Below are 23,119 nucleotides of genomic sequence, written 5' to 3'. Positions count from 1 at the left end.
GAACGGAAAGCAAAGCTCGGTTGCTCCGCAGCCTAGTATCCCGGGGTGCCCCCTCCCGGAACCGCCCACGGCCTGGGCCCGCACGTCGTCGGACAGCGCGTCGTGGTACGCCGCGTGGTGCGCGGCGAGACGGGTCCGTCGGGGGGGCCGGCGATGACGGACCTGCTGGGAACCCTGGTCTCGTGGGGCTCGTCGACCTGTGTGGTCGCGCCCGAGACAGGGGCCCCGGTGACCATCGACCTGGCCGACGTCGTCACCGGGAAGCCGGTGCCGCCACGGGGATCGGTGCGGCAGCGGGTGTCCGTGCGGGAGGCCGAGATCCGGGCGCTACCACTGTGGACGTCGCCCACCACAGAGGCCCTGGGCGACTGGGTGCTGCGGGTCGTCGAGGGCGAGCGCGGCCGCCGGTCGACGAGGGCCAACTCGTGTCTTGCGGTCGGCGCCCCCGGGGTCCCGGTGCCCGCGGCCGCGTCTGCGGTCCAGGAGTTCTACGCATCTCGTCGGCGCGAGGCGGTCGTGCAGGTCGAGGTGGGGTCGTCGACCGAGGCGGCCTTCGTCGCTCTCGGGTGGACGGCGCTGGGCGCCGCGGAGTCGCCGTACCTGGTGGGATCGCTGGTGATGGCACTGCGCGTCGCCGGGTCCGCGGACGGGGTGGAGGTGAGCGTGAAGGGCACACGCTTCCTCGTCACGCTGACCCTGGACGGCGTCGAGGTCGGCCGCGGGCGGGGCGAGCTGAACGGCGACTGGCTCGGGGTCCACGGGCTGGAGGTCGCCGAGTCGCACCGGCGACGCGGTCTCGGCCGCAGACTGATGGCCGGGCTGCTGGAGGCCGGCGCCGAGGCCGGTGCCGGCACCCTGTGGCTCGAGGTCGAGCGGGAGAACACCGCCGCGTGGATGCTGTACGCCGGGCTCGGCCTGCGCGAGCACCACGTGTCCCGGTACCTCCGCGCGCCGGCAGGGTGACCGCGGCCGCTGCTCAGGCGTGGGCGGCGACCTGCTCCGTCACGTGGGCGATGTCGGCCGGGCCGACCCGGCAGCAGCCGCCGACCAGGCGGGCACCGGCGTCCAGCCAGGACGCCACCATGCCGGCGTCGAAGGCCGACTCCCCCGTCCAGGTGCGACGGACGGCGTCCCAGCCCTGTCCGGAGTTGGGGTAGGCGACGAGTGGCCCGCCGACGCCGCGGAGTGCGGTCTCGACGTCGGTCGGCGCGCAGCAGTTGACCCCGACGGCGACGATCTCGGCGACGTCGGCCGCCATCGCCCAGGCCGCGCTCAAGGGCTCGCCGGCGCGGGTCCGGTCGCCGTCGGCCGAGAGGCTGAGCCAGGCGGTGAGACCGGTGCCCTCGAGCTCCGCGCAGACCGCCTCCACCTCGGCCAGGCAGGGGACGGTCTCGACGGCGAGGACGTCCGGGCCGGCCTCCGCGAGGACCTCGATCCGCCGGTGGTGGAAGTCGCGCAGGCCCGCGACGTCGAGGTCGTAGTCGCCGCGGTACTCCGAGCCGTCGGCGAGGTACGCGCCGTACGGGCCCACCGAGGCCGCGACCCAGCCGTCGGGCCGGTGCTCGTCGCGGGCCCGGCGGGCAAGGGCGACACTGAGGCGCATCAGGTCGGCAGCCTGGTCGTCGTCCAGGCCGAGGCCGGTGAAGCCGGGGAAGGACGCCTGGTACGACGCGGTGGTGGCGACCTGCGCGCCGGCGTCGAAGAACTCGGCGTGTGCCGCGACGATCGCCTCCGGATCGTCGCGGAGCAGACGCGCGGACCAGAGGTCGGAGGAGAGGTCGTGGCCACGGGCCTCGAGCAGGGTGGCCAGGCCACCGTCGAGGACCACCGGGGCACCGGCGATCGCCCGGGACAAGCCGGAGAGGTCGGACGCGCGGCTCACCCGTCGCAGGCTAGCGCGGCGTACCGGTCCGGATCAGACCAGGATCTCGTCGCTCAGCGCGGCCCGGTCGCGCGCGGTCAGCAGCTCGTCGATGCGCTGGTGGGCCTGGTCGTACTCCTCGGTGCCGATCGCCGCGTCGAGTCGCGCCGTGATCGCCCGCAGCGTCGCCTCGATCGAGGCGACGTCCTCCGGAATGCGGCGCGCGAGCAGAAGCTCGAGCGCCTGATGCCTGGTCATTGCACCTCCCTTTACCTTCGATCCGTACCCAGATCCCGGCCCCTTCAACCCTGACCGAGCCGCCTGCGAACGACATCCGGCCGGGGCGCGTCAGACGCGGACCAGCGTCCCCGGATCTCGTCGGGTGAGCTCGGCCCCGACCCGGACCCAGAGCACCGGCAGGCTGCGTTCGACGCGGTGGGCGGCGACCCGCAGGTCGACGCCCAGCATGATGAGCCCGACCATCGCGGCCAGTGCGAGGAAGTCGGTGTCCAGCAGCACCGTCAGGATCGCCGGATCGACCCCGAGCAGTGGGACGAGCATGGCAGCGCCGAGGCTGACGGCGAGGAGACGCAGGGCCGTGCGCAGCCGCGAAGTCACGACCCCGAATGTAGGGGATGCGGGACCGGGCGAACAGTGAGGCACTGCGAGCTCGTGCCGATCGGTCCGCGCTCGTCGTGGAGCACCGTCGTGGTGAGCCCGACGCCGCGCGCGCCGAACGAGACGGTGGTGTCGAAGCCCAGCCACTCCCCCTCGGGCTGCTCGAAGAAGTGGGCGGTCAGGTCGATGTTCGGGAAGAGCACCTCCTCGGGTGTCGCCCGCACGGTCATCCCGTTGGCGATGTCGAGGAGGCCCACCGCTCGGCTCAGCCGGCTGACCTCCTCGCCCGCGACGAGTGGGACACCGGTGCGCACCCAGTAGCCGGCCCGACCCGGCTCGCGCTGGTGACGTCGTACCTCGACGCTCCGGATGAAGCCGCCCGGCCAGACGCTCGTCGGATCCCACGGCTCCGTCTCGTCGGGTGCCGGGATACGGTCGTGCGGCGTGCCCGCGACGTCGGAGGTGTCGCGGGGCGCCATCAGCCACGCGCGCAACCGGACGACCGCGCGCCCCGCGTGGCTCAGCGCCGCCTCGACCAGCTCGATCGTGCGCCCCGCCCGCACCACTTGGACGTCGACCTCGAACTCCTCGACCGGAACCGTCCCGAGGATGTCGTAGGACAGCCGGGTCACCACGAGCCCGTCCCCGCGACGCGCATCGCGGTCGGTCTCGACCACGTGCGCGAGCAGGCCGAGCGCCGGCGCGATGTGCTGGGTCTCGAGGTCCCAGGCACCGCCCGTGTGCTCGGTCGCCCGGAAGCGCCCCTCGCCGAGGCGCTCGAAGTACGCCGTCACGACTGCCGCCCCTCGGCGCGGCTACGGCTGGTTGCCGGGGGCTTCTGGACGTCCACGCGGCCATCCTGCAGAACCCAGCTTCCGCGCCGCGCTCGGGGGTCGCCCGGCGCGCGCATTCGTGTAGGCATGCCGATATCCCGGCCTGGTGGTGTCGGGGCCGGGTGGGGGGCGGGGTGCTCAGGTGTCGGGTGGGTCCGACAGCTCGAGCCGGAGTCGGGGTCTGGGTCGGCCGGTGCTGAGGTCGGTGCTGACGTCGTGGGTGCCGTCGAGGTCGCGGAGGAACTGGTAGCCGTGGGGGCTGGTCCACAGGTAGGTGCCGGGGTCGAGGACGAGGTAGGTCCACGGGGAGTGGGTCTTGAGCCGGTGGTGTCGTCGGCACAGGGCGGCGATGTTGCAGGTGCAGGTGGGTCCGTTGCGAGCGCGGGGGATGACGTGGTCACGGTCGCACGGACGCCCCTGGGAGTCTCCGGGGTGGGCTTGGCAGCGGCGGGCGGGTCGGGTGCACCAGGGGAAGACACAGCTGCGGTCGCGGAGGGTGACCTGCTCGGCGATCGCCTCGGTCACCCGGTCGGACTCGACGCAGGAGTCGAGGTCGATCACCGGCCTCACCACCACCTCGGCGTCGGGATGCCCGCACCACCTGCGGACCTGGTCGACCGAGATCAGGCTGTTGCCGCGTTCCAGCCGCGCCACCGGGTCCTCCCCGCCCTGGCCGTGGATCGCGGCCTCGGAAAGGTGTACGTACATCACGACCTGCCGCGGCTTCACCGCCCGGGTCGGGGTGTCGTCGGAGCGCCGGTGGTCGTCGTCGTTGTCGTCGTGGGTGGAGTTGAGGTCGAGGGCGAGCTGGCGGCGGGCCAGGTCGCCGACAGCCTGGGCCCGGCGGACGTCGAGGGACTCGACTGAGCCGAGGGCGGCGCGGGCGGCGGCGCCGGCGGTGAGGGCGGCTTCGAGGTCGAGGGCGTCGGCGATGTCGAGCTCGGCGTCCAGGCTCATGGTGCCGGTGAAGGAGACCAGCTGGTCATAGACGGTGACGTGGCGTTTGTCCCAGGACGCCTCGGCGAGGCGTTGCACCTGTTCGGGCATGAACCTTCCGATGGCCTCGTGCACGGTGCGGTCGAGCTGGGCGGGTCCGACCTTGTGCGCGACCGGCGCCAGGTGCCGGTCCACATACCCCGCCGCCTCCACGCTCAGACAGATGGTGTCCCGGGCGATCCGGCGGGCCTTCCACCCCGGCAGCCGGCCGGCCCGGACCCGGGCCCACAGCCGCGGGAGCCGGTAGGCCAGCTCCAGGGCCTCGCCGAGGTAGTGCTTCCCGGCCTCCGGTGACAACCCGAGGGCGGCGGCGAACTCGGGGACCGCGAACTCCGCGACCGTGGGTGCCCCGTCACCGGCCAGGGTGAGCTCGGTGTCCTCGATCCCGGCCCAGGACCGCCACGTATACGTCGCCGCACCCCATCCCGGTCGCCGTCCCGGTCGCCGTCGCTGTCAAGGCGGGGGTCGGCGGGGTGCATGAGCGCCCACTCCACGGCCAACGCCAACAGCTCCGCCTCCGCAGCATCGGCGGTCCGGCGTCGGCTGCGGGCGGCGGCGAGCACCCCGTCGGCCGAGGCCGGCCGGTCGGGAGCCGGCCGGGAGGTCTGGGATGCCGCCGTGGTGCTCATACGAGTACTGGAGCACCGGCCACCGACAGTCACCGGCCCCGGAGCCGGGTTCTGCACAAGGTCGGTGGAAACTTTCTCGAGAACTCTCCGACGCTGCCGGCCGGGTCCCACCCGTCGTTGAGTGCCCCCGGCGCAGGATTCTCGACACCGAGATTGCCGCACTCGACCCGGCTCGACCACCGACAGCGCCGCGGCGATACGGGCGGCGTGACGGGTCACGATGGATTCATGTGGCCGTCGGAGGCGGAGGGGTTGATCGCGTACCAGCACGAGCTGGCGACGGCGAGTCCGCCGGAGTGGCACCCGCGCGGCGTGCTCAGGACCGGCGGGTGCTGGGTGTGCTTCACGCGTGGCCTCACCGGCCCCGGGGCAGCCGGCGACCGCGCCTGGGCGACCGCGGTCACGATGACCGGCGAGGACACAGTGGCGGCGACGGTGATCGAGGGCGAGGCCGGAGCGGCGTACCAACCCGGCCTGCTCGCCCTCCGCCTCGGACCTGTCCTCGAGGAGGCGGGGACCGCTCTGGCGATACGTCCCGACGTGCTGCTCGTCGATGCCACGGCCCGCGACCATCCCCGCCGGGCGGGCCTGGCGCTGCACCTCGGCTCGGTGCTCGAGATCCCGACGATCGGCGTCACCCACCGCCCCCTCATTGCCCGTGGTCCATGGCCCGACGACCGCCGCGGCGCGGTCGGCCCGCTCACGATGGACGGTGAGGTCGTCGCGGCATGGGTGCGGACCCGGGCAAATACGAGGCCGCTCGTCGTCCACCCGGGATGGCGCGTCGACCTGGACACAGCCGTCGACCTCGCCATGGCCGCGACCGAACGACGACGGACGCCCGAGCCACTCCGCCGGGCCCGGCACTCCGCTCGGATTCGCAGGGCGGCGAGCGAGCGCCGTACCATTTCCGACGACAGCCGTGGGGCGTGACGAACCCCCTCCCGCTCGAGTGGAGAAGGCAGGGAGCGGCGCGGCCGTCCGTGCGTACGACGTACAGCGAGAGGCCGGCGAGCATGCCGGCGAAGGTGTGGTGGCACAGCGACCTTGCCCCCGCCCACACCTCCAGGGCAGTCCGCTACTGGAGGAAACATGAGACGCACGCTCACATCCGCACTGCCGCACGCGACCCCCGGCGAGGAGGTCAGGCTCCAGGGCTGGGTGCACCGCCGGCGCGAGCTGGCCAAGGTCACCTTCCTGGTGGTCCGCGACCGCGCGGGCCTCGCCCAGGTCGTGCTGCCGGCCGGCACCGAGCTGCCCCCGGAGGAGACGCCGATCGAGGTGGTCGGCACCGCCACGGCCAACGCCCAGGCGCCCGGAGGCGTCGAGGTCACCGACGCGACCGTGACGGCGCTCGGCGAAGCGGCCGACACCCCGGCCGTCGAGCTCTGGCGACCGACGCTCGAGACCGGCCTGCCCACGATGCTCGACCACGCCGCCACCACCTGGCGCCATCCCGTCCAGCGCGCCAAGTGGGAGGTGGCGGCGGCCAGCCTGCGCGGCTTCCGGGAGACCCTTGACGCCCAGGACTTCACCGAGGTCCACTCCCCCAAGCTGGTGGAGCAGGCGACCGAGAGCGGGGCGACCGTGTTCGAGGTCGACTACTTCGGCCGGCCGGCGTACCTCGCCCAGAGCCCGCAGTTCTACAAGCAGGTGCTGGTGGGCATCTTCGAGCGGGTCTACGAGGTGGGTCCGGTGTTCCGCGCCGAGCCGCACGACACCGTCCGCCACCTGGCGGAGTACGTCTCGCTCGACGTCGAGCTCGGCTTCGTGCGCGACCACCACGAGGTGATGGAGTGCCTGCGCGACGTGGTCGCCGGGATGGTCGAGGGCGTACGGCGGTACGCCGGCGCCGCGGTCGAACGCCTCGGCATCGACGTGCCCGACGTTCCGGAGAAGATCCCGACCCTCCACTTCCGCGACGCCCTCGAGATCGCCGGCGCGCCGAGCGACGAACCCGACCTCAGCCCGGCGCACGAGCGTGCCCTCGGCGAGTGGGCGATGGCCGAGCACGGGTCCGACTTCGTGTTCGTGGAGGGCTACCCGACGGCCAACCGCGCGTTCTACAGCCACCCCGACCCGGAGGACCCGCGTTGGAGCAGGTCGTTCGACCTGATCTTCCGCGGCATCGAGCTGGTCAGCGGTGCGCAGCGGATGCACCGGTACGACGAGTACGTGCGCACGCTGGAGCAGCGCGGCTACCCCTACGCGCCGTACGCGTCGTACGTCGAGGCCTTCCGGCGTGGCATCCCGCCGCACGGGGGGTTCGCCATCGGCCTGGAGCGCTGGGTGGGCCGGCTGGTCGAGGCGCCGAACATCCGCGAGGTCACGCTCTTCCCGAGGGACCTGCACCGCCTGGCGCCGTAGCGTGGCGGGATGGCCCGCTACGAGGTGAACCCGGATGCCGTCGCCCGCTGCCGCGAGCTGATCGAGGCCAGGCAGTACGTCCTCGACAGCGACTGGGGCGACGTGCAGCCGGGCGCCGAGGCCCAGAACTCCTTCCTGCGCGACCACGACTGGGAGGAGTACGCCGCGTGGCACCTCGGGCTGACAGCGGGAGCGAAGGACGGGACGAAGGCCCGGTACGCGTTCGTGTACGGCGACTTCCGGCGGGTGCACCGGACGGCGCTGATCGCGAGCGTGTACCGGGCCTCGGAGTGGCGGCACAAGCAGGTCGAGCTCGCCGCCCACGACCTGCTGCAGGAGCTGGACCGGAGGGCCGGCATCGCCTGACCCGGGACCCGGTGTTCAGTGCCGGTGGTGCCTGGGCCGGCACACGACCGCGGAGACCGGCGCGTAGCTCACGGAGTACGAGGACGTGTGGTCGACCTGGCCGCCCTCCGCGAAGCTCCGGGTCACCGTGACGTCGAAGCCGTCCCGCCCGGTCCGCGCGGTGCACGCCCGGCTGTGGTCCACCTTCCGGCCGGCCGGCACGACGTTCGTCCGGGCGCCGTGGTCGGAGGTCACCTGCCACTGCGGCGACGACCACAGCGTCACCGTCAGCGACCCCCGGTGCGTGGCCGTCGCGCGCCCGGCCACGGCCGAGACCAGCACGCCGTACCTCGTGTCGTCGGTGAAGGCGACGTCCTGACCGTCGCGCAGCGACGCGTCGCGGCCGACGGGGGCAGTCCCGAGTACGACGCGCCCGCGGCGTGGGCGGTCACCCGCAGGCCGCCGAGCCACGCGGCGTTGAAAACTGCCGTGGCCAGGGCGTTGCCGCTCGCACCGGACGGGGTCGACCCGCCGAGGAGGCCGCGCAACGACAGCGCCTGCCCGGGCTCGAGCACGGTCCCGTCGAGCCGGCGTACGGCCGTGGCCAGCGCCGAGCCCTGCGACCCCCGCGGCAGCCGGACCGTGAACCACGACAGCTGCTTCCGGATGCCGAGCTTGCGGGCGTCGGCATTCGTGAACGACGGCATCGCCATCGTCGGGCGCACCTGCGCGGAACGCTTCTTCGACTCGATCGCCCGCATCAGCGCCGACGCCACGTCGCCGGGCTTGAACGTCACGCCCGGCTCGGCCCTCACGACCTGGGGCCGACCCTCGATCAGGGCCACCGTGGCGGGCTTCGGCCGCTCGATGGCGGCGCCGGCGAGCTGCGAGTCCGTGAGCCGGAACAGCGCCTCGGCCCGCACCGACGGCCGGAGCTTGCTGCCGACCCGTCGCGCCGACAGCAGGTCGCCGTACGACGTCGGCGACAGGTGGAGCGTGGTCGTGCCGAAGTGCAAGTCGACCGAGGAGGCCATCGCCGGGTTGGCGAAGCGCTGCACGAAGCGGTCGATCGCGCTCGTGTCGATCGACGGAGGCACCGACGCCATCCGCAGCTGCACCGAGGGGTCGTCGGAGAGATAGGCGTCCCAGAAGGCCGTGCCCGCGACGCTCGGGTCGAGCGTCAGCCCGGCGCGGGGCGGACGCACGGTGAAGCTCTGGTGGCGGAACACGACGGTGCCGTCGGTCGGGGCTCGCCCGTCGGTCACATCGAGACGACGGAGCAGACGCGCCAGCCGGTCCTGGTCCAGGGTCACGACGGGGTCGTACGTCGAGGCGTCGGTGAAGTAGGACCAGATGCGGGAGGGCCGCCAGCTCTTCCGGGCACCGGCCTTGCGCACCGAGGCGGCGTAGTCGACGCCGAGACCCACCTGCGAGGGCCGCACCTGCCGGGTGTGACCGTTGATCACCACCGTGAACGGCCTGTCCGCCCGGCCCGACAGACCCTGCCGCAGCGCCTGCTCGGCCGACACCAGGTTGCGCCCGCCGATGTCGACCCCGCCGATCCTCGTGCCCACCGGCACCTTGTCGCCGGCCGCGAGGTACGCCGCGGCGTACCCGCCCCCCGCCAGGAGGGCGAGCCCGAGGATGAGCACGAGCACGACCCGGCCGCCCTCGCTGTCGGGGCCGGGTCGGTCTCGCCGGGTCGAGCGCGCCACGCGGAAATGCTAGGAGCCGGGGGCCGCTCGGCGTGGTTGAACGCGCCGATCGGCGCTCGGTCAGAGCCCAGCGAAGAGGTCGGTCTCGAGGCCGTCCGAGCCGGGCGCCGGGGTGCCCTTCGCGATCCGGTACGACTCGACGCCGAGCACCTGGTTGCCCACATGGTTGGACAGTGCGAAGAACGGCCCGTCGACCTCGATCTGCGTCCGATGCGCCTGGAGTGCCGCGACCTTGCGGTCGGCGTACGCCGTCGCGTCGATCTCGGCGGCGAGGTCGTCGTCGGGCGTCGCCATCGGCAACGGGCCGTCGGGGTCCATCCCCTGGAACGACGTGGTGTCACCGGCATCGCGGATCGCCCGCAGGCTGCGCCGCCACCTGGTCTCGGACATCGACGTCCAGTAGATCTTCGCGATCTCCCACGGCTCGCCCAGATCGCGCCGGAACGTCGGCACCGCGGCGAGGTGTGCGGCGTACGTCGCGACCCGGTGCGCCTGGATGTGGTCGGGGTGGCCGTAGCTGCCGAACTCGTCGTAGGTGACGAGCACCTGCGGCCGCACCTCGCGGATCACCTCGACGAGCAAGGTCGCGGCCTCGGCGAGGTCGGCGTCCCAGAAGGCGTTCGCCGGGCGGTCGTCACCGGCGATGGCGTGGCCGTCCTCGTGCCAGACCATCCCGGAGTCGCTGTAGCGCCCGAATCCGCCGAGGAACCGGTGGTCGGTCACGCCCAGCGCCTTCATGGCGTCGGCGAGCTCACCGCGGCGGTGCTCGGCGAGCGCGTCCTCCTGGTCGTGCGCGAGATGGGTCAGCTCGGGCACCAGGATCTCGCCGCGCTCCCCGCCCGTGCAGGTGACCAGCGTGACGCCGGCGCCCTCCGCGGCGTACTTCGCCATCGTCGCGCCGGTCGCGATCGACTCGTCGTCGGGATGGGCGTGCACCAGCAGCAGCCGGCGATCGGGGGCGTGGGGCATCCTCCGACCCTAACGACCGGTCAGGAGCGCGCGAGGGCGGCGGCGAGAGCGGGCCGGCGGGTCAGGAAGTCGCGCAGATGGCCCGCCGTGCGGTCGGGCTCGCCCTCCGCCGCCAGGCGGTCCAGCGTCCGGTCACCCGACTCCATGGCGGCACGCAGGCCGTCGATCACGCTCTGCACCCGCGCGGGCACCCCGGTCAGGATCTCCGCGGCCGTCGGGCCGTCGTACGCCGTGGCGAGGACGCGGAGCCGTCGGGCGGCGACCTCGTCCGGCACCGGTCGGAACAGCGGCACGCAGGTCCACGCGATCTGGGCGAGCTCGAAGAGCACCGGGCCGGGGGCCGCTACGTCCCAGTCGAAGACGCCGGAGACCCGGTCACCCTCGAACGCGACGTTGTACGGTGCCAGGTCGTTGTGCATCACCAGCGCATGCGGTCGGGTCGACTCGAAGCGCCACGGACCGGGGTGGGCGAAGCCGCGCTGCGCCTCGTGCAGCTCGCGGGCCCAGCGGCCGAGATCGGCGAGCCGCGGGTCGCTGACCAGCTCGGTGTCGACGTCGACGACCTCGCCGGACAGGTAGTCGAGCACCTCGCGACCACGGTCGTCGATGCCGTGCACCCTCGGGACGGCTCGGAGTCCGGCGGCAGCCAGATGGTCGAGCAGCGCATGGACGGCGGGCGTCCACGGGCCGGTCGGCCGACGTACCGTGATGCCGATCCGGACCGCGCCGCCGACGTTCCCGCCGGGCAGCTCCTCCCCGTCGAGCAGCAGCTCGCGGAGCTCGTCGAGGAACGCCCGGTCGGCCTCCAGCCACGCGACCTCCCCGAGCTGCTCGGGGGTGAGCCAGCGCAGCTCGTCGTGGTCGGTGTCCGCCCGTGGCTCCCCGTCGACGAGCGTGCACTGCGCCACCCGCAGGACGTGCGTCGCGTCGATCGTCTGCTCGCCGTCCAGCCAGCCCTCGACCCGGACCCGGCAGCCCAGCTCCTCGCCGATCTCGCGCACCACCGCCACGTCGGCGGGCTCGTCCGGGCCGACCTTGCCGCCCGGGAGCTCCCACCCACCGGCGGCCGCCGCCGGCGTCGTACGACGTGCCGCGAGGAGCGTGCCGTGCCGGAGGATCGCCGCGCAGACCACCAGCGTCATCGGTCAGCCACGCGGCTGCGGTGGGTCGCCGGTCACGATCGGGCGCGGTTGCCGGGCCAGCTGCCGGCTCTGGGCCACGAGCCGACCGACCGAGTCCCAGACCTCGCAGTCCTCTTCGAACATCCCGCCGGCCAGGTTCCGCGTCTCGTGTCGCAGTCGGAGCCAGCCCGGCGCGGGCCGGGCGCGCACGTGCGCGGTCAGCTCCAAGGTCGGCGCCCAGCCCGGCCGGCCGAGCTCGAAGGTGGCCGGGGGCAGGGCGTCGACGGCCAGCAGCAGGGCGAGGGGGTCCGGCTCACGGTCGTCGTTCAGCCGGAACCATCCCTGGATAAGGGGCCGCCCGCTGGGCTTGCCGACGGCCCAGCCGATGGTCGCCGGGTCGAACAGCAGCTGATACCGGTGCAGCAGCGGCGGAGCCGTCCGGCGGAAGTCCTCGGGAGCCTGGTCGATGCCGAAGCACCTGTCGCGGGGAGGCAGGTCGGGCTCGGGCGCGGTGGTCTCGACGTCGTCGGGGAGGACGTCGAGGTCGCCGAACGTCGCCAGGGCGGTGATCCGCGGCTCGCCGCCCTGGCTCAGGTCGGCGGCGAAGGTCGAGAGGGTGCGGCCCTCCCGGAGGCACCGGGTTTCGAGAGTGGCCGGGCCCGGCCGGGATGTGGACAGGTAGTGGGCACTGATCGCGAGCGGGTCGCCGTGCGCGGCCGATCGGCGTACGGCGTGCGCGAGGGTGGCGAGGAGGTAGCCGCCGTTCACGCCGTCGCCCACCACCCACCCGGGGCGCAGGTCCGCGGCGTACGAGCCGGGCTCGGTCTCGTCGAGGGCGATGTCGCGATCGAACTCGGCCTCCGGCTCAGACATGTCGCGAGACTAGCCAGCAGCCGCTGCGGCACGATGAGCGGTGTGACGACGCGACAGCCGCGCTGGGTGTACGACGCGGGTGACGAACCCGATCCGCGTTTCACGCTGGCGAACGAGCGGACCTTCCTGGCCTGGGTGCGCACGGCACTCGCGATGTTCGCGGGCGGAGTCGCCCTGCACGCGCTCGACGTGCCGAGCACCGACTGGTTGCGGACACTCCTCGTCGTGCTGCTGATCGGCGTCGGCGGCCTGGTGTGCCTGCTGTCACTGGTGCGCTGGGCGCGGGTGGAGCGAGCGATGCGACTGCGCGAGCCGCTGCCGTCGTTCGGCCTCGGCCTCGCGATGACGCTGGCGTTGGTGTTCGTCGCGGCACTGCTGGTGGCCGTGCTCGTCTGAGCCATGCCTGCTCGCCCGGGGCCCTCGGCCCTTGCCAGGTCGGGGCGCGATGTCGATGCTGTGCCCATGTTGTTCCACATCGAGCAGTCCCACGAGCCCGCCGACTGCCCCTACGGCAGCGGGGGCTCGCGCTCCTTGCACGACGCGACCGTCGACGGCGTGACCGTCCACGGGGTCTGGGGCGCCTTCAGCGAGCACGTCGTGTTCATCCTGGTCGAGGCCGACGACCTGGAGGCCGTTCACCGCTTCCTGCTGCCCGGCATGAAGACCTGCACCGCGAGCATCACCCCGGTCAGCGACCGGCCGATCCCGCACCCGGCGTAGCTTCCGGCCCAGCGTCTCCCCGGCGCCGCGACTCCAGGCTCGTCCGAAGCACCTCGACGGATCGCGCGTCCAACCACCGCGGCACCCGGGTGCGGTAGTCGTCGTACTCCGCGCCGAAGCGGTCGTGGAGCGCCTCCTCCTCAGCGCGGATCTGGACCCGGTCGAGGTACGCCACGAACGCCGCCAACGGCGCCACCGCGGTCCACGACCGCAAACGGACGGCGTTCGCGAGGAGCAGACCGGTGAGGCCGAGGTACATCGGGTTCCGGCTCGCGGCGTGCGGGCCGGTGGCCACCAACACCGACGCGCTCTCCGGCTGCTCCGGGCTCAGCGTCGTTCCGTGTCGGCGGAACGATCGTGCCGCAGTGGCGGCGAGGGCGACCGAGCCCGCCACGATCGCGGCGGAGGCCACCGCCCCGCCCAGTCCGGGCCGCTCCGGCCGACGTGTCACAGCACGCTGGGCGAGGCCCGCAGCGAGGGCGACGATCGGAGGAGGGACCAGCATTGCCCCACTCTCCCACCTCAGTGGTCAGCCGGCCGCCGCGCCACTGGCGGTCGCACGCGGACTGGCAAGGTCCGGGAAGTGTGACTTGTTGCGGGTCAAACGTCTATCGGGGTGGGGGGCGATGCAAGCCGGTCGAGGCTCTCGGCTAAAGCGATTAACGAACGTCCGAGCTCGCGAACCCGCGCGGCGGACCACTCCCCGTCGGCGGTGACGATATGCGGGCCATCAATGTCTAGGGTGGTGGGATCGACGCTCATGCAGATCCTTGCGGAGACACCTCCGGGCATGGCCACGGGCGCCCCCATGTGGAGCCAGTCCTCCTCACCCACGTTGGCCCCGTGCCTGACAACGCACCAGGATGGGCAGCTAGTGCTCGGCCTTTGAACAAGGTCAGCGTGCGAGCTCATAGTCCACTACCTACCTCTCTTGCTCGGCTCGTGCGGTCACGAACACCCTCAGGCAGGGCCCACGCCCACGCGCGACGGTCGGGCCGGGGAGTTGGCGGTGGCAAGAGGGCCCCGAGACGTACTAGCCTCGAGGCCCTCTTATCACAATCCGCCTCTTCTACTTGAGCGAGATGTTCACCGTGTGCAGGACACCATCGCCCAGGTCGACCCGCAGTTGATACGTGCCTGCGCTCAGTGGCTTCGTGTTCAGGTTGAAGAGGTACTGAGCGCTAGTCGGGTCGTACCGGAACAGGTTGCCCGTGGTGGCGTTCGAGGTCGAGATGGCCTCGATAACCGTGCCGGTGGCTCCTGCGCCGATCCGCTGGAGGAACAGCCTGGCCTGCAGGTCGCTGATCCCCGCGCTCGCGCCGGTGAGGGCGAACTTGACCGGCACTGTGCTGCCGAGCTTGAAGATCGAGCTGCCGTCGAGGTTGACCGGCTGCAGGATGTTGGACCAGGCAGCCGTCACCGTGACCTTGAAGGTCTTGGTGTCGGTGTTGCCGGCCTTGTCAGTCGCCGTGCAGGTGACCGTCGTGGTGCCCAAGGGGAACACCGACCCGGACGCCTTGTCACAGGCGGCCGCCACTGTCCCGTCGACGATGTCGTTCGCAGTCGGAGCCGTATAGGTTACCGAAGCACCGCTCGCCGAGGTCGCGACAGCTGTCTTGTCGGCGGACACCGCCACGATCGGCGCGGTGGTGTCTCGCACCGTGATGGTGAAGGTGTTATCACCCTTGTTCCCGGACTTGTCGGTGGCCGAGCAGGTAACCGTAGTGGACCCGAGCGGGAACACTGACCCGTTGACCTGGTCACAGGTCGCCGGCAAGGTGCCGTCGACATCGTCCTCGCCGTACACCTCAGCGGCATTCCAACTCACCTTCGCGCCGGTCGGCCCTGTGGCTTCAGCGGTCATCGCGGAGGGGACGTGGACCACAGGCTTGTTGACGTCCTGGACCTCGATCGTGAACTTGGCAGAACCCTGGTTGCCCGCCTTGTCGGTGGCCGTGCAGGTCACCGTGGTGATCCCCATCGGGAACGCGCTCCCCGACGCGGGGCTGCAGGTGGTGGCAACGATGCCGTCCACCACGTCGGTCGCCATGGCGGGCGCGTAGCTTACCGCGCTGGCCCCCTTGGCGCCCAGGTCGTTGCCGGCCTGCACATTCGGAGACGTCTGCACTACCGGGGCAGTGGTGTCGACCACATTCACCGTGAACGAGGAGGTTCCCTCGTTGCCGGAGCTGTCCTGCGCAGAGCAGGTGACCTTCGTGGCGCCGAGGGGGAACACGGCACCCGAAGACAGGTCGCAGGTTGGCTCGATCGACCCGTCCACGATGTCCTTGGCGCTCACCTCGCCGTAGAGCACCTTCGCCCCGGTGGCGTCTGTGGCCTCGGCAGTGACGTCCGCCGGCACCGTGACCGCGGGAGGCGTCGTGTCGACAACCTTCACCGTGAACGAGCCAGTGCCTTCATTACCCGCCTTGTCCTTCGCCGTGCACACGACCTCGGTTTCGCCCAGAGCGAAAGTGCTCCCCGAGGTGGCGGTGCAATCAGGCGTGATGCTTCCATCAACCAGGTCCGTGGCGCTGACCGCGAAACTGGCGGAAGCACCGTCGGCGGAGGTGGCCTCCTTCAGCACGGTCGAGGGCACCGTTACCTCCGGGGCAGTGGTGTCCTGCACCGTCACGGTGAAGGAGTTGTCACTGCTGTTGCCGGCCTTGTCGGTAGCCGAGCAGGTCACCTTCGTGGTGCCCAGCGCGAACTTGCCCGAGCTGACGTCGCACGAGGTCGGAAGTGTTCCGTCGACGTCATCCGTGGCTGTCACACTCCCGTAGTCAACGTCGGCGCCGTTGGGGCCAGTGGCCTCCGCGACGATGTTCTGCGGCACCGTTACCACAGGAGCCGTCTTGTCCTGGACCGTAACCGTGAACGATACGCTCGCAGTGTTGCCGGCCGTGTCGGTGGCGCTACAACTCACCGTGGTGTCACCGAGGGCGAACTTGGTACCAGAGGCCGGCGAGCAGATCGCTGCGACGGTTCCGTCGACCAGGTCGGTGGCCGTGGCGGCGTCGTACTTTACCGTCGCGCCGGTGCTGGAGTCGTTGCCCACCACGACGTTCGCAGAGGTCGTGAGCGTCGGCGCCGTTGTGTCGTTGACGACGACATTGATCGGGTCAGCGCTGCCCTTGTTGCCCGCCTTGTCGGTGGCCGAGCAGGTCAGCGTCGTGGTACCGACCGGGAAGCCATCACCGCTGGCATAGGCCTTCCCACCAGCAGTGGAGCAGATTACCGGAAGCGAACCATCCACCGCGTCGGTGGCGGACGCCGAGAACAGGACGCTTGTGAGGGCACCGGTGGCCTCGGTGCTTCCCGGGGCCGTGGCCGTCACCAAAGGCTTCGTGGTGTCGACGATCGAGTACGTGGCCGTTTTGGTGTCAGCCAGTTGGTTCTGGCCGGTCGAGTCGCCCTGGTCGGTGTAGGAACACGTGGCGGTCTGTGAGCCCAACCCGTCTGCTGCCCGCGGTCCGCTCACTGCGCTGACCGCGGCGTCGAACGACGACGCCCCGTCCTCCTTGTCGATGACTGAGCAGGTGGCCTTCGGCACATTGCCGTACTCGTAGCTGGCTCCGTTCGTCACGCCATTAAGCGTCACGGATGGTGCCGTGTTGGCCGGCGCACTGACATTCACGATGAACGTCGCTGGCGCGTAGTCGAAGGTGCCTCCGGTGGCGTTCGACTTCGTGGAAAGGGTGATTGTGGCGGTTCCCTTGGCCTTGGGCGTGACCGTGACCGGCTGGCCAGTGCCACAGCTTTCAAAGGTGACTGAAGTCGGGCTGACCGTAGCGACGCTTGTATTGGACGACACGACGTTGACCGTCAGGGCCGCGGTATTTTTCACGTTGCAGCCGTTGACGCCGTCCCCGTTCGCCGGGGTGACGAAGAGGGAAGTGGAGCCGGTGGCGCCACCTGCCGTCAGGGCGAGCGACTCCGCCATGGCGTCGATCGAGCCGTCGAGGTTGTTATAGACGGTGTCCGCGGGCGCCACCGCGGGGAACGCCATCACCGCCCCAGCTGTCAACGCGGCGAGGGTGGCCGTCCGGCCACACCGCTTCTTCCAGAAACTAGTTCTCATCCTGCGCCCTTCCCGGCGACACCCAGGAACCCCCCATTGAGCCCCAGTCCAGGGGGACGGTAGGCAGGTGCGGGCCTACGGGCCAACACCCGCGAGCGTTCATTTCTCTGAACGGGACCTTGGTCCCAGACCGGCTGCCGGTAAGGAGAGAGCACCTCGGAAGGCGGCCCGGGGAATTTTGAAGCCACCTAATGCGTTGGATCGTCCCCAATACCCGACCGGATCCAGACCGAACGCGTAGGGAATCGCTCGCTGACGCCTGTCCTTCGAGGTCGTCGTTGGCTGGGAGGGGTCCAGGGGGGTTCTCATGAAGGCAGCACGCGTTATCGGAGTGACCACGTCCTCCCGACGAGCCCGCCTATCCGACGCCACTCGGGACGGTGCGCCCACCAGAGTCTCCCTCCGCTCGAGGTTCACCGAACCGACGTCGACGGTTACGTCCGCCAGGCTCGCGCGACACAGCAAGCCCGAGACCCCGATGGGCTACGACCGCAAACCGCACCGACCTCGACGCCACGCCGTCCACTCGCTCGTCTCCTACCTCATTCCCCGGGACAAGGGCGAGCCGTAGACGCGCGTCGGGGACCCGAGACCGCGGCGGGGCTGTCGTTGACCCGGGAACGTCCGCTCATGCCCCGATGAGCGGTACTACCCGATGCCCACCTTGAAGGCCCTGAGCAGGTCCAAGGCTTGGTCGCGGCCCTCGAAGTCGTGCCACTCCTTTGCGGCGGCGGTAGGCAACTCGGCAGCGGCATCCATGGACTGGCTACGTTGCGCCTCAGTGACCTCAGAGAGCGAGAGAAACCCGAGGTTCTCGCCCACGATCCCGCGTAGATGTCCGGCCAACTCGGCGTCGCCCACCTCCGACGCTACGTGTGACAGAACCCAATCGAACAGCCAACTGGCAGCCGTCCACCGCTGCCCAGGACGGACCTCGATCGTGGCTGCCACGCGGTCGCCTCCGCTTCCCATTGGGATGGCTCGGTGGGACAGTATGCGGTTCGAATCCCCCTCATGCCTCTGACATGGACGGCACAGCGTGACCGCTCATGCCGCTGACATGGACGGCACAGCGTGACCGCTCATGCCGCTGATGTGCCCGGTGCTGCCGCTGCGCATGGGTTAAGCAGCGGGTGCATCGTCCTGGACGAGACACTCTCGGGCGACGCGCCAGACCCCGTCGTCTTCTTTCCGAAGAACCAACATGAAGTGGCACGTCACATCGATCCGCCCAGCGGCAGGATCCGGGATAGCGCACGTGAATTGCCCGAACACCGACGCCAAGCGTCCGTCTCCCAGAATCGACTCCGGGGTGATGACCGCGTCATAGAGCGGCAGGACAAACCGCGCCAAAAGCTCCTCGTGGCCACGCACCGGCGGGCCACCATTCATCAAGACCGCGTCGTGGGAGTACAGCACACGCACCGCGTTGTTGGGGTCCACGAGCAATCGCTCGAGTTCCCTCAGCGTGGCTTCGATCTCGGCAGGGTCAAAGACGTCCGTCCCGGGCATGCATGGATTGTCCGACCCACCAGGACGCAGATCAACGCAGCAGGATGCTGACAACCGTAGGTGACAACCGCGCTCTCATGCCGGCGTCCGGCGCTGCGGCAGTAGCGTCCGCTCATGCCGCAGTCCGGCGGACTCGTCTGGCGATGAGCGGTCGGGCGCGGCGACGGTCGGTGCTGCGTCTACCTGTTCACCGGGTTCGCGAGGTCGAGGTCTTCGGCCAAGGTGACGAGGTGCTCGATTGGTACGGATCCCTTGGCCAGGAGCCTGATGGCATTGCCGTCCTTGACCATGAGCACTTCGTCGTTCGGAGAGGACGGAGCGACCCAGGCGCTTAGTCCCTGGACGGGTTCCACCGATCCCCCGTAATCGTTGGCTAGGTCTTGGAACTTCTCTGGGATCTCAACGTTCGCCCAGCCGGACTCGAACGACAGTTGAACGTCATCGAACACGAACACCGGGGTATCGCCGCATCTCCACGCCTCTGTGATGTGGTGCGTGCCAGTTCTGGGCAGGTAGACGGGTGCGTCACTGGCCGCGGCGATCTTCATCGGGTCACCATGAATGGCCCCGGGACACGGCGTTCCGATTGGGACGGTTTCAACTCCGGCCTGTGCGGCACCGTTGGTCTGGACCTTCTCGGAAGAGTTGCGGCTGGCGTCCGTCGCCCCCCGTGCGTCGGAGCCGCACCCCGTGAGGGGTCCGATCAGCAGGGGAAACGCCGCCAGCGTGGCGACGACTCGCGCATTCGGCATGGCACTCATGATCGCTAGGACCCTCAGCTGGGCACATCTGTTCCGCACAGAAGGGACCGCTCATGCCGCTGACCATGCGCGGTTCTGCCGATGTGCGGTCACCTCTAGTGGGCTGCCCTGGATCGCGTCGTCGCGATTCGCCCGGCAGTCAGTTTGGGACAGGTTTACGCGGTTTGAGGCGCGATCACGACGGGTAATGGCTCCGCAACGAGCAGGGTTACGCACCCACTCCCACGACGGGCCTTGTCGCTTGTCCCCTGGCCGGGCGGCAGGGACCGTCTTCTCGTGTCGCGAGGGTGGGAATACACTGCAGCGTCGGCCATGGCTCGAGCAGGGGGCACCGAGACAGAGTGGTCGCGTTCCCGGGAGGGTGGGACGGGCGTGGATTCCGCCTTTAACGAGATGGTGGCGGCCGCGGCCAGGGAGATCGCAGACGAGGGCTCCCTCGAAGGAACGGTCGAGCGGGCGGTGCAGATGTGCACCGAGACGATGCGCGACTGCGACATGGCCGCCATCTCCATCGTTGAACACGGCTCCATCGAAACGATCGCCGCCACCAGCAAGGTTCTGCATGACACGGACCAGTGGCAGTTCCAACACCGCGAGGGACCGTGCTACGACGCCCTCCACGATCACGAGACCGTGACGGTCATTGACGTCGCTGAGGACCACCGGTGGCCCACCTATGGTCCGCGGCTGGCCCGGGAGACCGGTCTCCGGTCGATCATCGGCTACCGGTTGTTCACGACCAGGAAATCGCTGGGGGCGCTGAACCTGTACGCCAGCCGGGTTGGGGCCTTCGATCATCAGGACGTGACGGAGGGGCATGCCCTTGCCGGAGTAGCGGCTGTCGCGGTCGCCCGGTCGCTACGCGAGGAGCAGTTGCAGGAGGCGATCACCAATCGGACTGTGATCGGCCAGGCGACCGGGATCGTGATGGAGCGGTTCGAGCTCGACTCGAACACCGCGTTCGGGGTGCTCCGTAGGGTTTCCCAAGCCACCAATATCAAGCTCTACGCGGTCGCCGAGCGTCTTGTCGAGACGGGTTGGCTCCCGCGCGCCGGCCACAAAGACCCACCCCCGTCATGACCGGGACACGGGCGGGTACCTGGTGCGCCTGCCCGGGCGGGCCGCGCTGACCAGGTCCGCCGGTTCCAGCTAGGGGGCCGGCGGACCGCCATCGGGCGAAAGGCTGCGGCATAGTGAAGCGCACGCTCATGCCGCCGACATGACGCCATAGCGTGACCGCTCATGCCGCTGACATGCACCTGTCCTGCCGATGAGCGGTAGGTCGCGACTAACCGCCAGACCCGGCAGCACGGAGCAGTTCGGCCACGCGCAGGGCGTCCGCTGCGCTGAGGAACACCTCCATCTCGTTCCCCGAGCACTGAGATGTAGCCAAGCCGACCAGGCCGTCTCGAATGAACCGCACACCGAGATAGGTCTCCTCGCCGGTCTCAGCGTCGTCGAACGTGAGTCCCGTAGTCATGCCGCGGACCGTACAGGCTCATCGACCGCTCATGCCGCGGTGAGGTGCGTTCACAACCCGCGTCATTCCGCCGGGTCTACCGCGCCGGGAACTCTAGGCGGGAGGAAGCGCGGCAGCGAGTTGCTGATGCAGGGTCGCGATGCCGTCGATGTCGAGCGGACCGGCCGCCGTCAGCTGGGCGTAGAGCTTCTTGGGCGGCAGCACTTGTACGCCGCGAGCGGTGAAGGAGACGCCGAACAGCGGCCAGTCGGCTTCCACGAAGCAGAGCACAGCGTGGAGGGGCACATCGCCGCCCACATGGTCGCGGACGACGTCGATCTGCTTGATGACGCCCTCGACGACGCGGCTGCAGTCTCGGGTTCCGATGAGGAGCTTCTCGACTCGGGGACGCAGGATGCCGCCTTCGACTTTCAGGTGTGGGCGGCCGCGGTACCTCTTGGCGTCGATCACATAGACACCGGTGGGTGTCACGGCGATGTGGTCGATGTTGGCTCGGGTGCTGGGTATGCGCCGATCGTGGAGCACTCGGAGGGTGCCCGTAGCGAAATCGTTGAGGCGTCGCCCCAGTCGTTCCTCTCCGACCGCCCCGACGTCCCATGCTGTGGTCGACTGTGGGTCGTCGGTCAGGGCGTGGATCAGACCGGCGAGCTTCGGATGCGCAGCGCGGATCCGCTGCTCCCGGCGCTTGGCCCGGCGTTCGAACTCACGTCGGGCCGAGGCACCCGGCGTCCCCGCATCGACCACGGGCGAGGCCGAGGTCATCGACGGCTCGTCAGGTTCGGTCTCTCGAGGGGACGAGAGCCTGACCTGCTCGTGGACGAGGCATCGGACGGTTTTGGTGGTTCGCTCGTAGATCGCCTCGGCCTTCGCCGGCAGCTCGGTTCCACATACCCGACAGACGCCGGCGTAGCGGAGGCGCATCCGCTTCTCTTCGGGGCCCGAGACTTCGTGCACGGAGCCAGACCGTAGTGCCGAATCGGTGCTAAGTCTCCGGAACACAAGATGCATCGGTGCTAAGTCTCCAGAACACAAGATGCAGGGTCCACCCGCTGCCATTAGCGACGACGGATGGCCGAAGCGCGTCTATCCGCCGGGATCCCGTCGTCGGTCTTGGTCAGCTGGCGGCGAGAGCCGTGGCCACGTGTTGGGCGACCTTGGCCGGTGCTTGGGGTGGGAAGGGGATGATGCTGCTGGCGTTGATCTCGCACAAGATGTATCGGGCTTGGTCGTCGGGTGTGGTCTGGAGGCCTTGATGTCGGCGGGATGTGTTGGCGATGAGCAGATCGACGTCCCATAGCGCCGGTAGGTGGTCTGGGTTGAGTTTGAGGAGTGTGGTCATCGCGGGCACCGAGCTGCGTTCCAGCCGGTCCCGGAGATCGGCGAGTTCTGGCTCGTCGGGCGGGTACATCGTCTTCGGAGAGGGAAGGCCCATCACGTGGTCCGCGGGTGGCTGGGTTTCGAGCAGGATCTGGAGTGGTCCGTCGGGGACGACTCCGTCGGGGTACTGGCGGGCGAACCCGACGACGGCATCGCCGACGAGGTAGCAGCGCAGGATGCCGCGGGTGATCCCGGGGACGAACTCCTGGTCCACCAGGTACCCGGTCCCATCCCAGCCGTCGAACACTCCGGCGTCGTCGACCAGCCGGAAGAGGTCGGCCAGTGTCAGGGTGGTGGCCGCGCCGTCGCGGACCCGCGCGTGTTGCACCACGACCAGCTCCTCGGGCCCAGGGGTGTGCGCGGCCGGGCCGGCGGGCAGCCGGACCTTCCACACCGTCCGGCCGCCGTTGCCCCGGTTGGCCTTCAGCACCCGGACGCGATCGGCTCCGAGCCGCGCGGGGAATCCGCGGCGGAACGCGTCGCGGTCCTGGTAGCGATGGGTGTCGCTTCCCCAGTCGAGGCTGCGGGTGGTGACTAGGACGTCCTTGGTGCCGAGTTTGTCGATGACGTCGGGTCGGGCGCTCACCCAGACACCTGCCGACTCCGCCTGGCGCAGCGCCTGGTCCAGGGTGGTTCGGTCCCCGTCCTCCCCGAGGGGGTCGGCCCACACCAAGATCCCGTCCCCGGGCCCGAGACCGCCCAGACGTTCGCGGAGAGCGGCGGTGTGGTCGTGGTGGAAGGGAACCGGTGTCACGGCGAGGCCGGCAGCATCAAGCGCGTCCGCCATGGGCTGGAGTCGCGGGTTCAAAGCAGCGTCGGGCCGGCCCCGGAAGACGAGGGCAACCCGACCACCCGTCCTCC

Annotated in this window: 26 protein-coding genes; 7 read left to right on the top strand and 19 right to left on the bottom strand. The window is 70.3% G+C overall.

Annotated elements, in window-relative coordinates; genetic code table 11:
• Positions 1-45: 45 nt before the first annotated feature.
• Entirely contained in the window at positions 46-963 is a 918-nt protein-coding gene (locus tag VGK78_RS10515) for a GNAT family N-acetyltransferase (RefSeq protein WP_331527573.1), read from the top strand.
• A 13-nt stretch (positions 964-976) separates the two neighbouring features.
• On the opposite strand, the gene mmuM is transcribed toward VGK78_RS10515, so the two are convergent.
• The 5 genes from mmuM to VGK78_RS10490 all read right to left on the bottom strand — a co-directional run bounded on the left by mmuM (position 977) and on the right by VGK78_RS10490 (position 4,671).
• Positions 977-1,882, bottom strand: a complete 906-nt coding sequence (gene mmuM / locus VGK78_RS10510; RefSeq protein WP_331527572.1) for a homocysteine S-methyltransferase — start codon at positions 1,880-1,882, stop codon at positions 977-979.
• Positions 1,883-1,915: 33 nt separating this feature from the next.
• The gene (locus tag VGK78_RS10505) at positions 1,916-2,119 is read right to left on the bottom strand and encodes a hypothetical protein (protein ID WP_331527571.1); all 204 of its coding nucleotides are present in this window, start codon (positions 2,117-2,119) and stop codon (positions 1,916-1,918) included.
• A gap of 90 nt (positions 2,120-2,209) precedes the next feature.
• Positions 2,210-2,479 (bottom strand): hypothetical protein, encoded by a 270-nt coding sequence (locus VGK78_RS10500; RefSeq protein WP_331527570.1) that lies wholly within the window; start codon positions 2,477-2,479, stop codon positions 2,210-2,212.
• Positions 2,476-3,273, bottom strand: a complete 798-nt coding sequence (locus tag VGK78_RS10495) for a thioesterase family protein (RefSeq protein WP_331527569.1) — start codon at positions 3,271-3,273, stop codon at positions 2,476-2,478. Before VGK78_RS10495 ends, VGK78_RS10500 begins: the two co-directional genes overlap by 4 nt.
• A gap of 177 nt (positions 3,274-3,450) precedes the next feature.
• Positions 3,451-4,671 carry an HNH endonuclease gene (locus VGK78_RS10490; RefSeq protein ID WP_331527624.1) on the bottom strand — a complete coding sequence of 407 codons (1,221 nt, stop codon included), beginning with the start codon at positions 4,669-4,671 and terminating at the stop codon, positions 3,451-3,453.
• Between the two features lie 494 nt (positions 4,672-5,165).
• On the opposite strand from VGK78_RS10490, the gene VGK78_RS10485 reads away from it, so the two are divergent.
• The 3 genes from VGK78_RS10485 (at position 5,166) to VGK78_RS10475 (ending at position 7,670) form a co-directional block, all read left to right on the top strand.
• Positions 5,166-5,870, top strand: a complete 705-nt coding sequence (locus tag VGK78_RS10485) for an endonuclease V (protein ID WP_331527568.1) — start codon at positions 5,166-5,168, stop codon at positions 5,868-5,870.
• Between the two features lie 159 nt (positions 5,871-6,029).
• Positions 6,030-7,304, top strand: coding sequence for an aspartate--tRNA(Asn) ligase (aspS, locus tag VGK78_RS10480; RefSeq protein WP_331527567.1), 1,275 nt, complete (start codon positions 6,030-6,032; stop codon positions 7,302-7,304).
• 9 nt (positions 7,305-7,313) lie between these two features.
• Positions 7,314-7,670, top strand: coding sequence for a hypothetical protein (locus VGK78_RS10475; protein WP_331527566.1), 357 nt, complete (start codon positions 7,314-7,316; stop codon positions 7,668-7,670).
• A gap of 15 nt (positions 7,671-7,685) precedes the next feature.
• Here the strand turns inward: VGK78_RS10475 and VGK78_RS10470 are convergent, their stop codons facing one another.
• Genes VGK78_RS10470 through VGK78_RS10450 form a run of 5 tightly spaced genes read right to left on the bottom strand, consistent with a single transcriptional unit; the run spans position 7,686 to position 12,327 of the window.
• Positions 7,686-7,934 carry a hypothetical protein gene (locus tag VGK78_RS10470; RefSeq protein ID WP_331527565.1) on the bottom strand — a complete coding sequence of 83 codons (249 nt, stop codon included), beginning with the start codon at positions 7,932-7,934 and terminating at the stop codon, positions 7,686-7,688.
• Between the two features lie 2 nt (positions 7,935-7,936).
• Positions 7,937-9,364: a hypothetical protein gene (locus tag VGK78_RS10465; protein WP_331527564.1), complete on the bottom strand. Its 1,428-nt coding sequence runs from the start codon at positions 9,362-9,364 to the stop codon at positions 7,937-7,939.
• A 60-nt stretch (positions 9,365-9,424) separates the two neighbouring features.
• On the bottom strand, positions 9,425-10,333 hold the full coding sequence (gene mshB / locus VGK78_RS10460) for an N-acetyl-1-D-myo-inositol-2-amino-2-deoxy-alpha-D-glucopyranoside deacetylase (RefSeq protein WP_331527563.1): 909 nt from the start codon (positions 10,331-10,333) through the stop codon (positions 9,425-9,427).
• Positions 10,334-10,353: 20 nt separating this feature from the next.
• Entirely contained in the window at positions 10,354-11,475 is a 1,122-nt protein-coding gene (locus tag VGK78_RS10455; RefSeq protein WP_331527562.1) for a phosphotransferase, read from the bottom strand.
• A 3-nt stretch (positions 11,476-11,478) separates the two neighbouring features.
• Positions 11,479-12,327 (bottom strand): thioesterase family protein, encoded by an 849-nt coding sequence (locus tag VGK78_RS10450; protein ID WP_331527561.1) that lies wholly within the window; start codon positions 12,325-12,327, stop codon positions 11,479-11,481.
• 42 nt (positions 12,328-12,369) lie between these two features.
• Here VGK78_RS10450 and VGK78_RS10445 point away from each other — a divergent pair, with 42 nt between their 5' ends.
• The gene (locus tag VGK78_RS10445; RefSeq protein ID WP_331527560.1) at positions 12,370-12,723 is read left to right on the top strand and encodes a YidH family protein; all 354 of its coding nucleotides are present in this window, start codon (positions 12,370-12,372) and stop codon (positions 12,721-12,723) included.
• Between the two features lie 66 nt (positions 12,724-12,789).
• Complete coding sequence (locus VGK78_RS10440) at positions 12,790-13,047, top strand: DUF3303 domain-containing protein (protein ID WP_331527559.1); 258 nt, start codon at positions 12,790-12,792, stop codon at positions 13,045-13,047.
• On the opposite strand, the gene VGK78_RS10435 is transcribed toward VGK78_RS10440, so the two are convergent.
• The 6 genes from VGK78_RS10435 to VGK78_RS10415 form a co-directional block, all read right to left on the bottom strand.
• Entirely contained in the window at positions 13,016-13,552 is a 537-nt protein-coding gene (locus tag VGK78_RS10435) for a methyltransferase family protein (protein WP_331527558.1), read from the bottom strand. The genes VGK78_RS10440 and VGK78_RS10435 overlap by 32 nt on opposite strands.
• 95 nt (positions 13,553-13,647) lie before the next feature.
• Entirely contained in the window at positions 13,648-13,959 is a 312-nt protein-coding gene (locus tag VGK78_RS20360; protein WP_414690669.1) for a DUF6907 domain-containing protein, read from the bottom strand.
• A gap of 157 nt (positions 13,960-14,116) precedes the next feature.
• Positions 14,117-17,056 carry an HYR domain-containing protein gene (locus VGK78_RS10430; protein ID WP_331527623.1) on the bottom strand — a complete coding sequence of 980 codons (2,940 nt, stop codon included), beginning with the start codon at positions 17,054-17,056 and terminating at the stop codon, positions 14,117-14,119.
• 720 nt (positions 17,057-17,776) lie between these two features.
• A complete protein-coding gene (locus VGK78_RS10425) occupies positions 17,777-18,079 on the bottom strand; it encodes a hypothetical protein (protein WP_331527557.1) in 303 nt (100 codons plus the stop codon).
• A 171-nt stretch (positions 18,080-18,250) separates the two neighbouring features.
• A complete protein-coding gene (locus VGK78_RS10420; protein ID WP_331527556.1) occupies positions 18,251-18,640 on the bottom strand; it encodes a YybH family protein in 390 nt (129 codons plus the stop codon).
• A 179-nt stretch (positions 18,641-18,819) separates the two neighbouring features.
• Positions 18,820-19,401: a hypothetical protein gene (locus VGK78_RS10415; RefSeq protein ID WP_331527555.1), complete on the bottom strand. Its 582-nt coding sequence runs from the start codon at positions 19,399-19,401 to the stop codon at positions 18,820-18,822.
• A 372-nt stretch (positions 19,402-19,773) separates the two neighbouring features.
• Between VGK78_RS10415 and VGK78_RS10410 the strand changes: the two genes are divergently transcribed.
• Positions 19,774-20,481, top strand: coding sequence for a GAF and ANTAR domain-containing protein (locus VGK78_RS10410; RefSeq protein WP_331527554.1), 708 nt, complete (start codon positions 19,774-19,776; stop codon positions 20,479-20,481).
• A 208-nt stretch (positions 20,482-20,689) separates the two neighbouring features.
• Here the strand turns inward: VGK78_RS10410 and VGK78_RS10405 are convergent, their stop codons facing one another.
• The 3 genes from VGK78_RS10405 to VGK78_RS10395 form a co-directional block, all read right to left on the bottom strand.
• Positions 20,690-20,881, bottom strand: a complete 192-nt coding sequence (locus VGK78_RS10405; RefSeq protein WP_331527553.1) for a hypothetical protein — start codon at positions 20,879-20,881, stop codon at positions 20,690-20,692.
• A 93-nt stretch (positions 20,882-20,974) separates the two neighbouring features.
• Entirely contained in the window at positions 20,975-21,643 is a 669-nt protein-coding gene (locus VGK78_RS10400; RefSeq protein WP_331527552.1) for a nuclease-related domain-containing protein, read from the bottom strand.
• 352 nt (positions 21,644-21,995) lie between these two features.
• Positions 21,996-23,045 carry a Cj0069 family protein gene (locus VGK78_RS10395; protein ID WP_331527551.1) on the bottom strand — a complete coding sequence of 350 codons (1,050 nt, stop codon included), beginning with the start codon at positions 23,043-23,045 and terminating at the stop codon, positions 21,996-21,998.
• Between the last annotated feature and the right edge of the window lie 74 nt (positions 23,046-23,119).

Origin of the sequence: Nocardioides sp. (assembly GCF_036503465.1) — a bacterium.
GTDB lineage: Bacteria > Actinomycetota > Actinomycetes > Propionibacteriales > Nocardioidaceae > Nocardioides.
Note: the sequence above shows the minus strand (reverse complement) of the source record. Positions and strands in the feature narration are given on the sequence as shown.

Bases quoted from the DNA above. Each gene is read 5' to 3' on its own strand.
- VGK78_RS10505 (WP_331527571.1), bottom strand. From the start codon at position 2,119: ATGACCAGGCATCAGGCGCTCGAGCTTCTGCTCGCGCGCCGCATTCCG.
- VGK78_RS10485 (WP_331527568.1), top strand. From the start codon at position 5,166: ATGTGGCCGTCGGAGGCGGAGGGGTTGATCGCGTACCAGCACGAGCTG.
- aspS (WP_331527567.1), top strand. From the start codon at position 6,030: ATGAGACGCACGCTCACATCCGCACTGCCGCACGCGACCCCCGGCGAG.
- VGK78_RS10475 (WP_331527566.1), top strand. From the start codon at position 7,314: ATGGCCCGCTACGAGGTGAACCCGGATGCCGTCGCCCGCTGCCGCGAG.
- mshB (WP_331527563.1), bottom strand. From the start codon at position 10,333: ATGCCCCACGCCCCCGATCGCCGGCTGCTGCTGGTGCACGCCCATCCC.
- VGK78_RS10455 (WP_331527562.1), bottom strand. From the start codon at position 11,475: ATGACGCTGGTGGTCTGCGCGGCGATCCTCCGGCACGGCACGCTCCTC.
- VGK78_RS10450 (WP_331527561.1), bottom strand. From the start codon at position 12,327: ATGTCTGAGCCGGAGGCCGAGTTCGATCGCGACATCGCCCTCGACGAG.
- VGK78_RS10440 (WP_331527559.1), top strand. From the start codon at position 12,790: ATGTTGTTCCACATCGAGCAGTCCCACGAGCCCGCCGACTGCCCCTAC.
- VGK78_RS10435 (WP_331527558.1), bottom strand. From the start codon at position 13,552: ATGCTGGTCCCTCCTCCGATCGTCGCCCTCGCTGCGGGCCTCGCCCAG.
- VGK78_RS20360 (WP_414690669.1), bottom strand. From the start codon at position 13,959: ATGAGCTCGCACGCTGACCTTGTTCAAAGGCCGAGCACTAGCTGCCCA.
- VGK78_RS10430 (WP_331527623.1), bottom strand. From the start codon at position 17,056: ATGGCGTTCCCCGCGGTGGCGCCCGCGGACACCGTCTATAACAACCTC.
- VGK78_RS10420 (WP_331527556.1), bottom strand. From the start codon at position 18,640: ATGCCCGGGACGGACGTCTTTGACCCTGCCGAGATCGAAGCCACGCTG.
- VGK78_RS10415 (WP_331527555.1), bottom strand. From the start codon at position 19,401: ATGAGTGCCATGCCGAATGCGCGAGTCGTCGCCACGCTGGCGGCGTTT.
- VGK78_RS10405 (WP_331527553.1), bottom strand. From the start codon at position 20,881: ATGACTACGGGACTCACGTTCGACGACGCTGAGACCGGCGAGGAGACC.
- VGK78_RS10400 (WP_331527552.1), bottom strand. From the start codon at position 21,643: ATGACCTCGGCCTCGCCCGTGGTCGATGCGGGGACGCCGGGTGCCTCG.
- VGK78_RS10395 (WP_331527551.1), bottom strand. From the start codon at position 23,045: ATGGCGGACGCGCTTGATGCTGCCGGCCTCGCCGTGACACCGGTTCCC.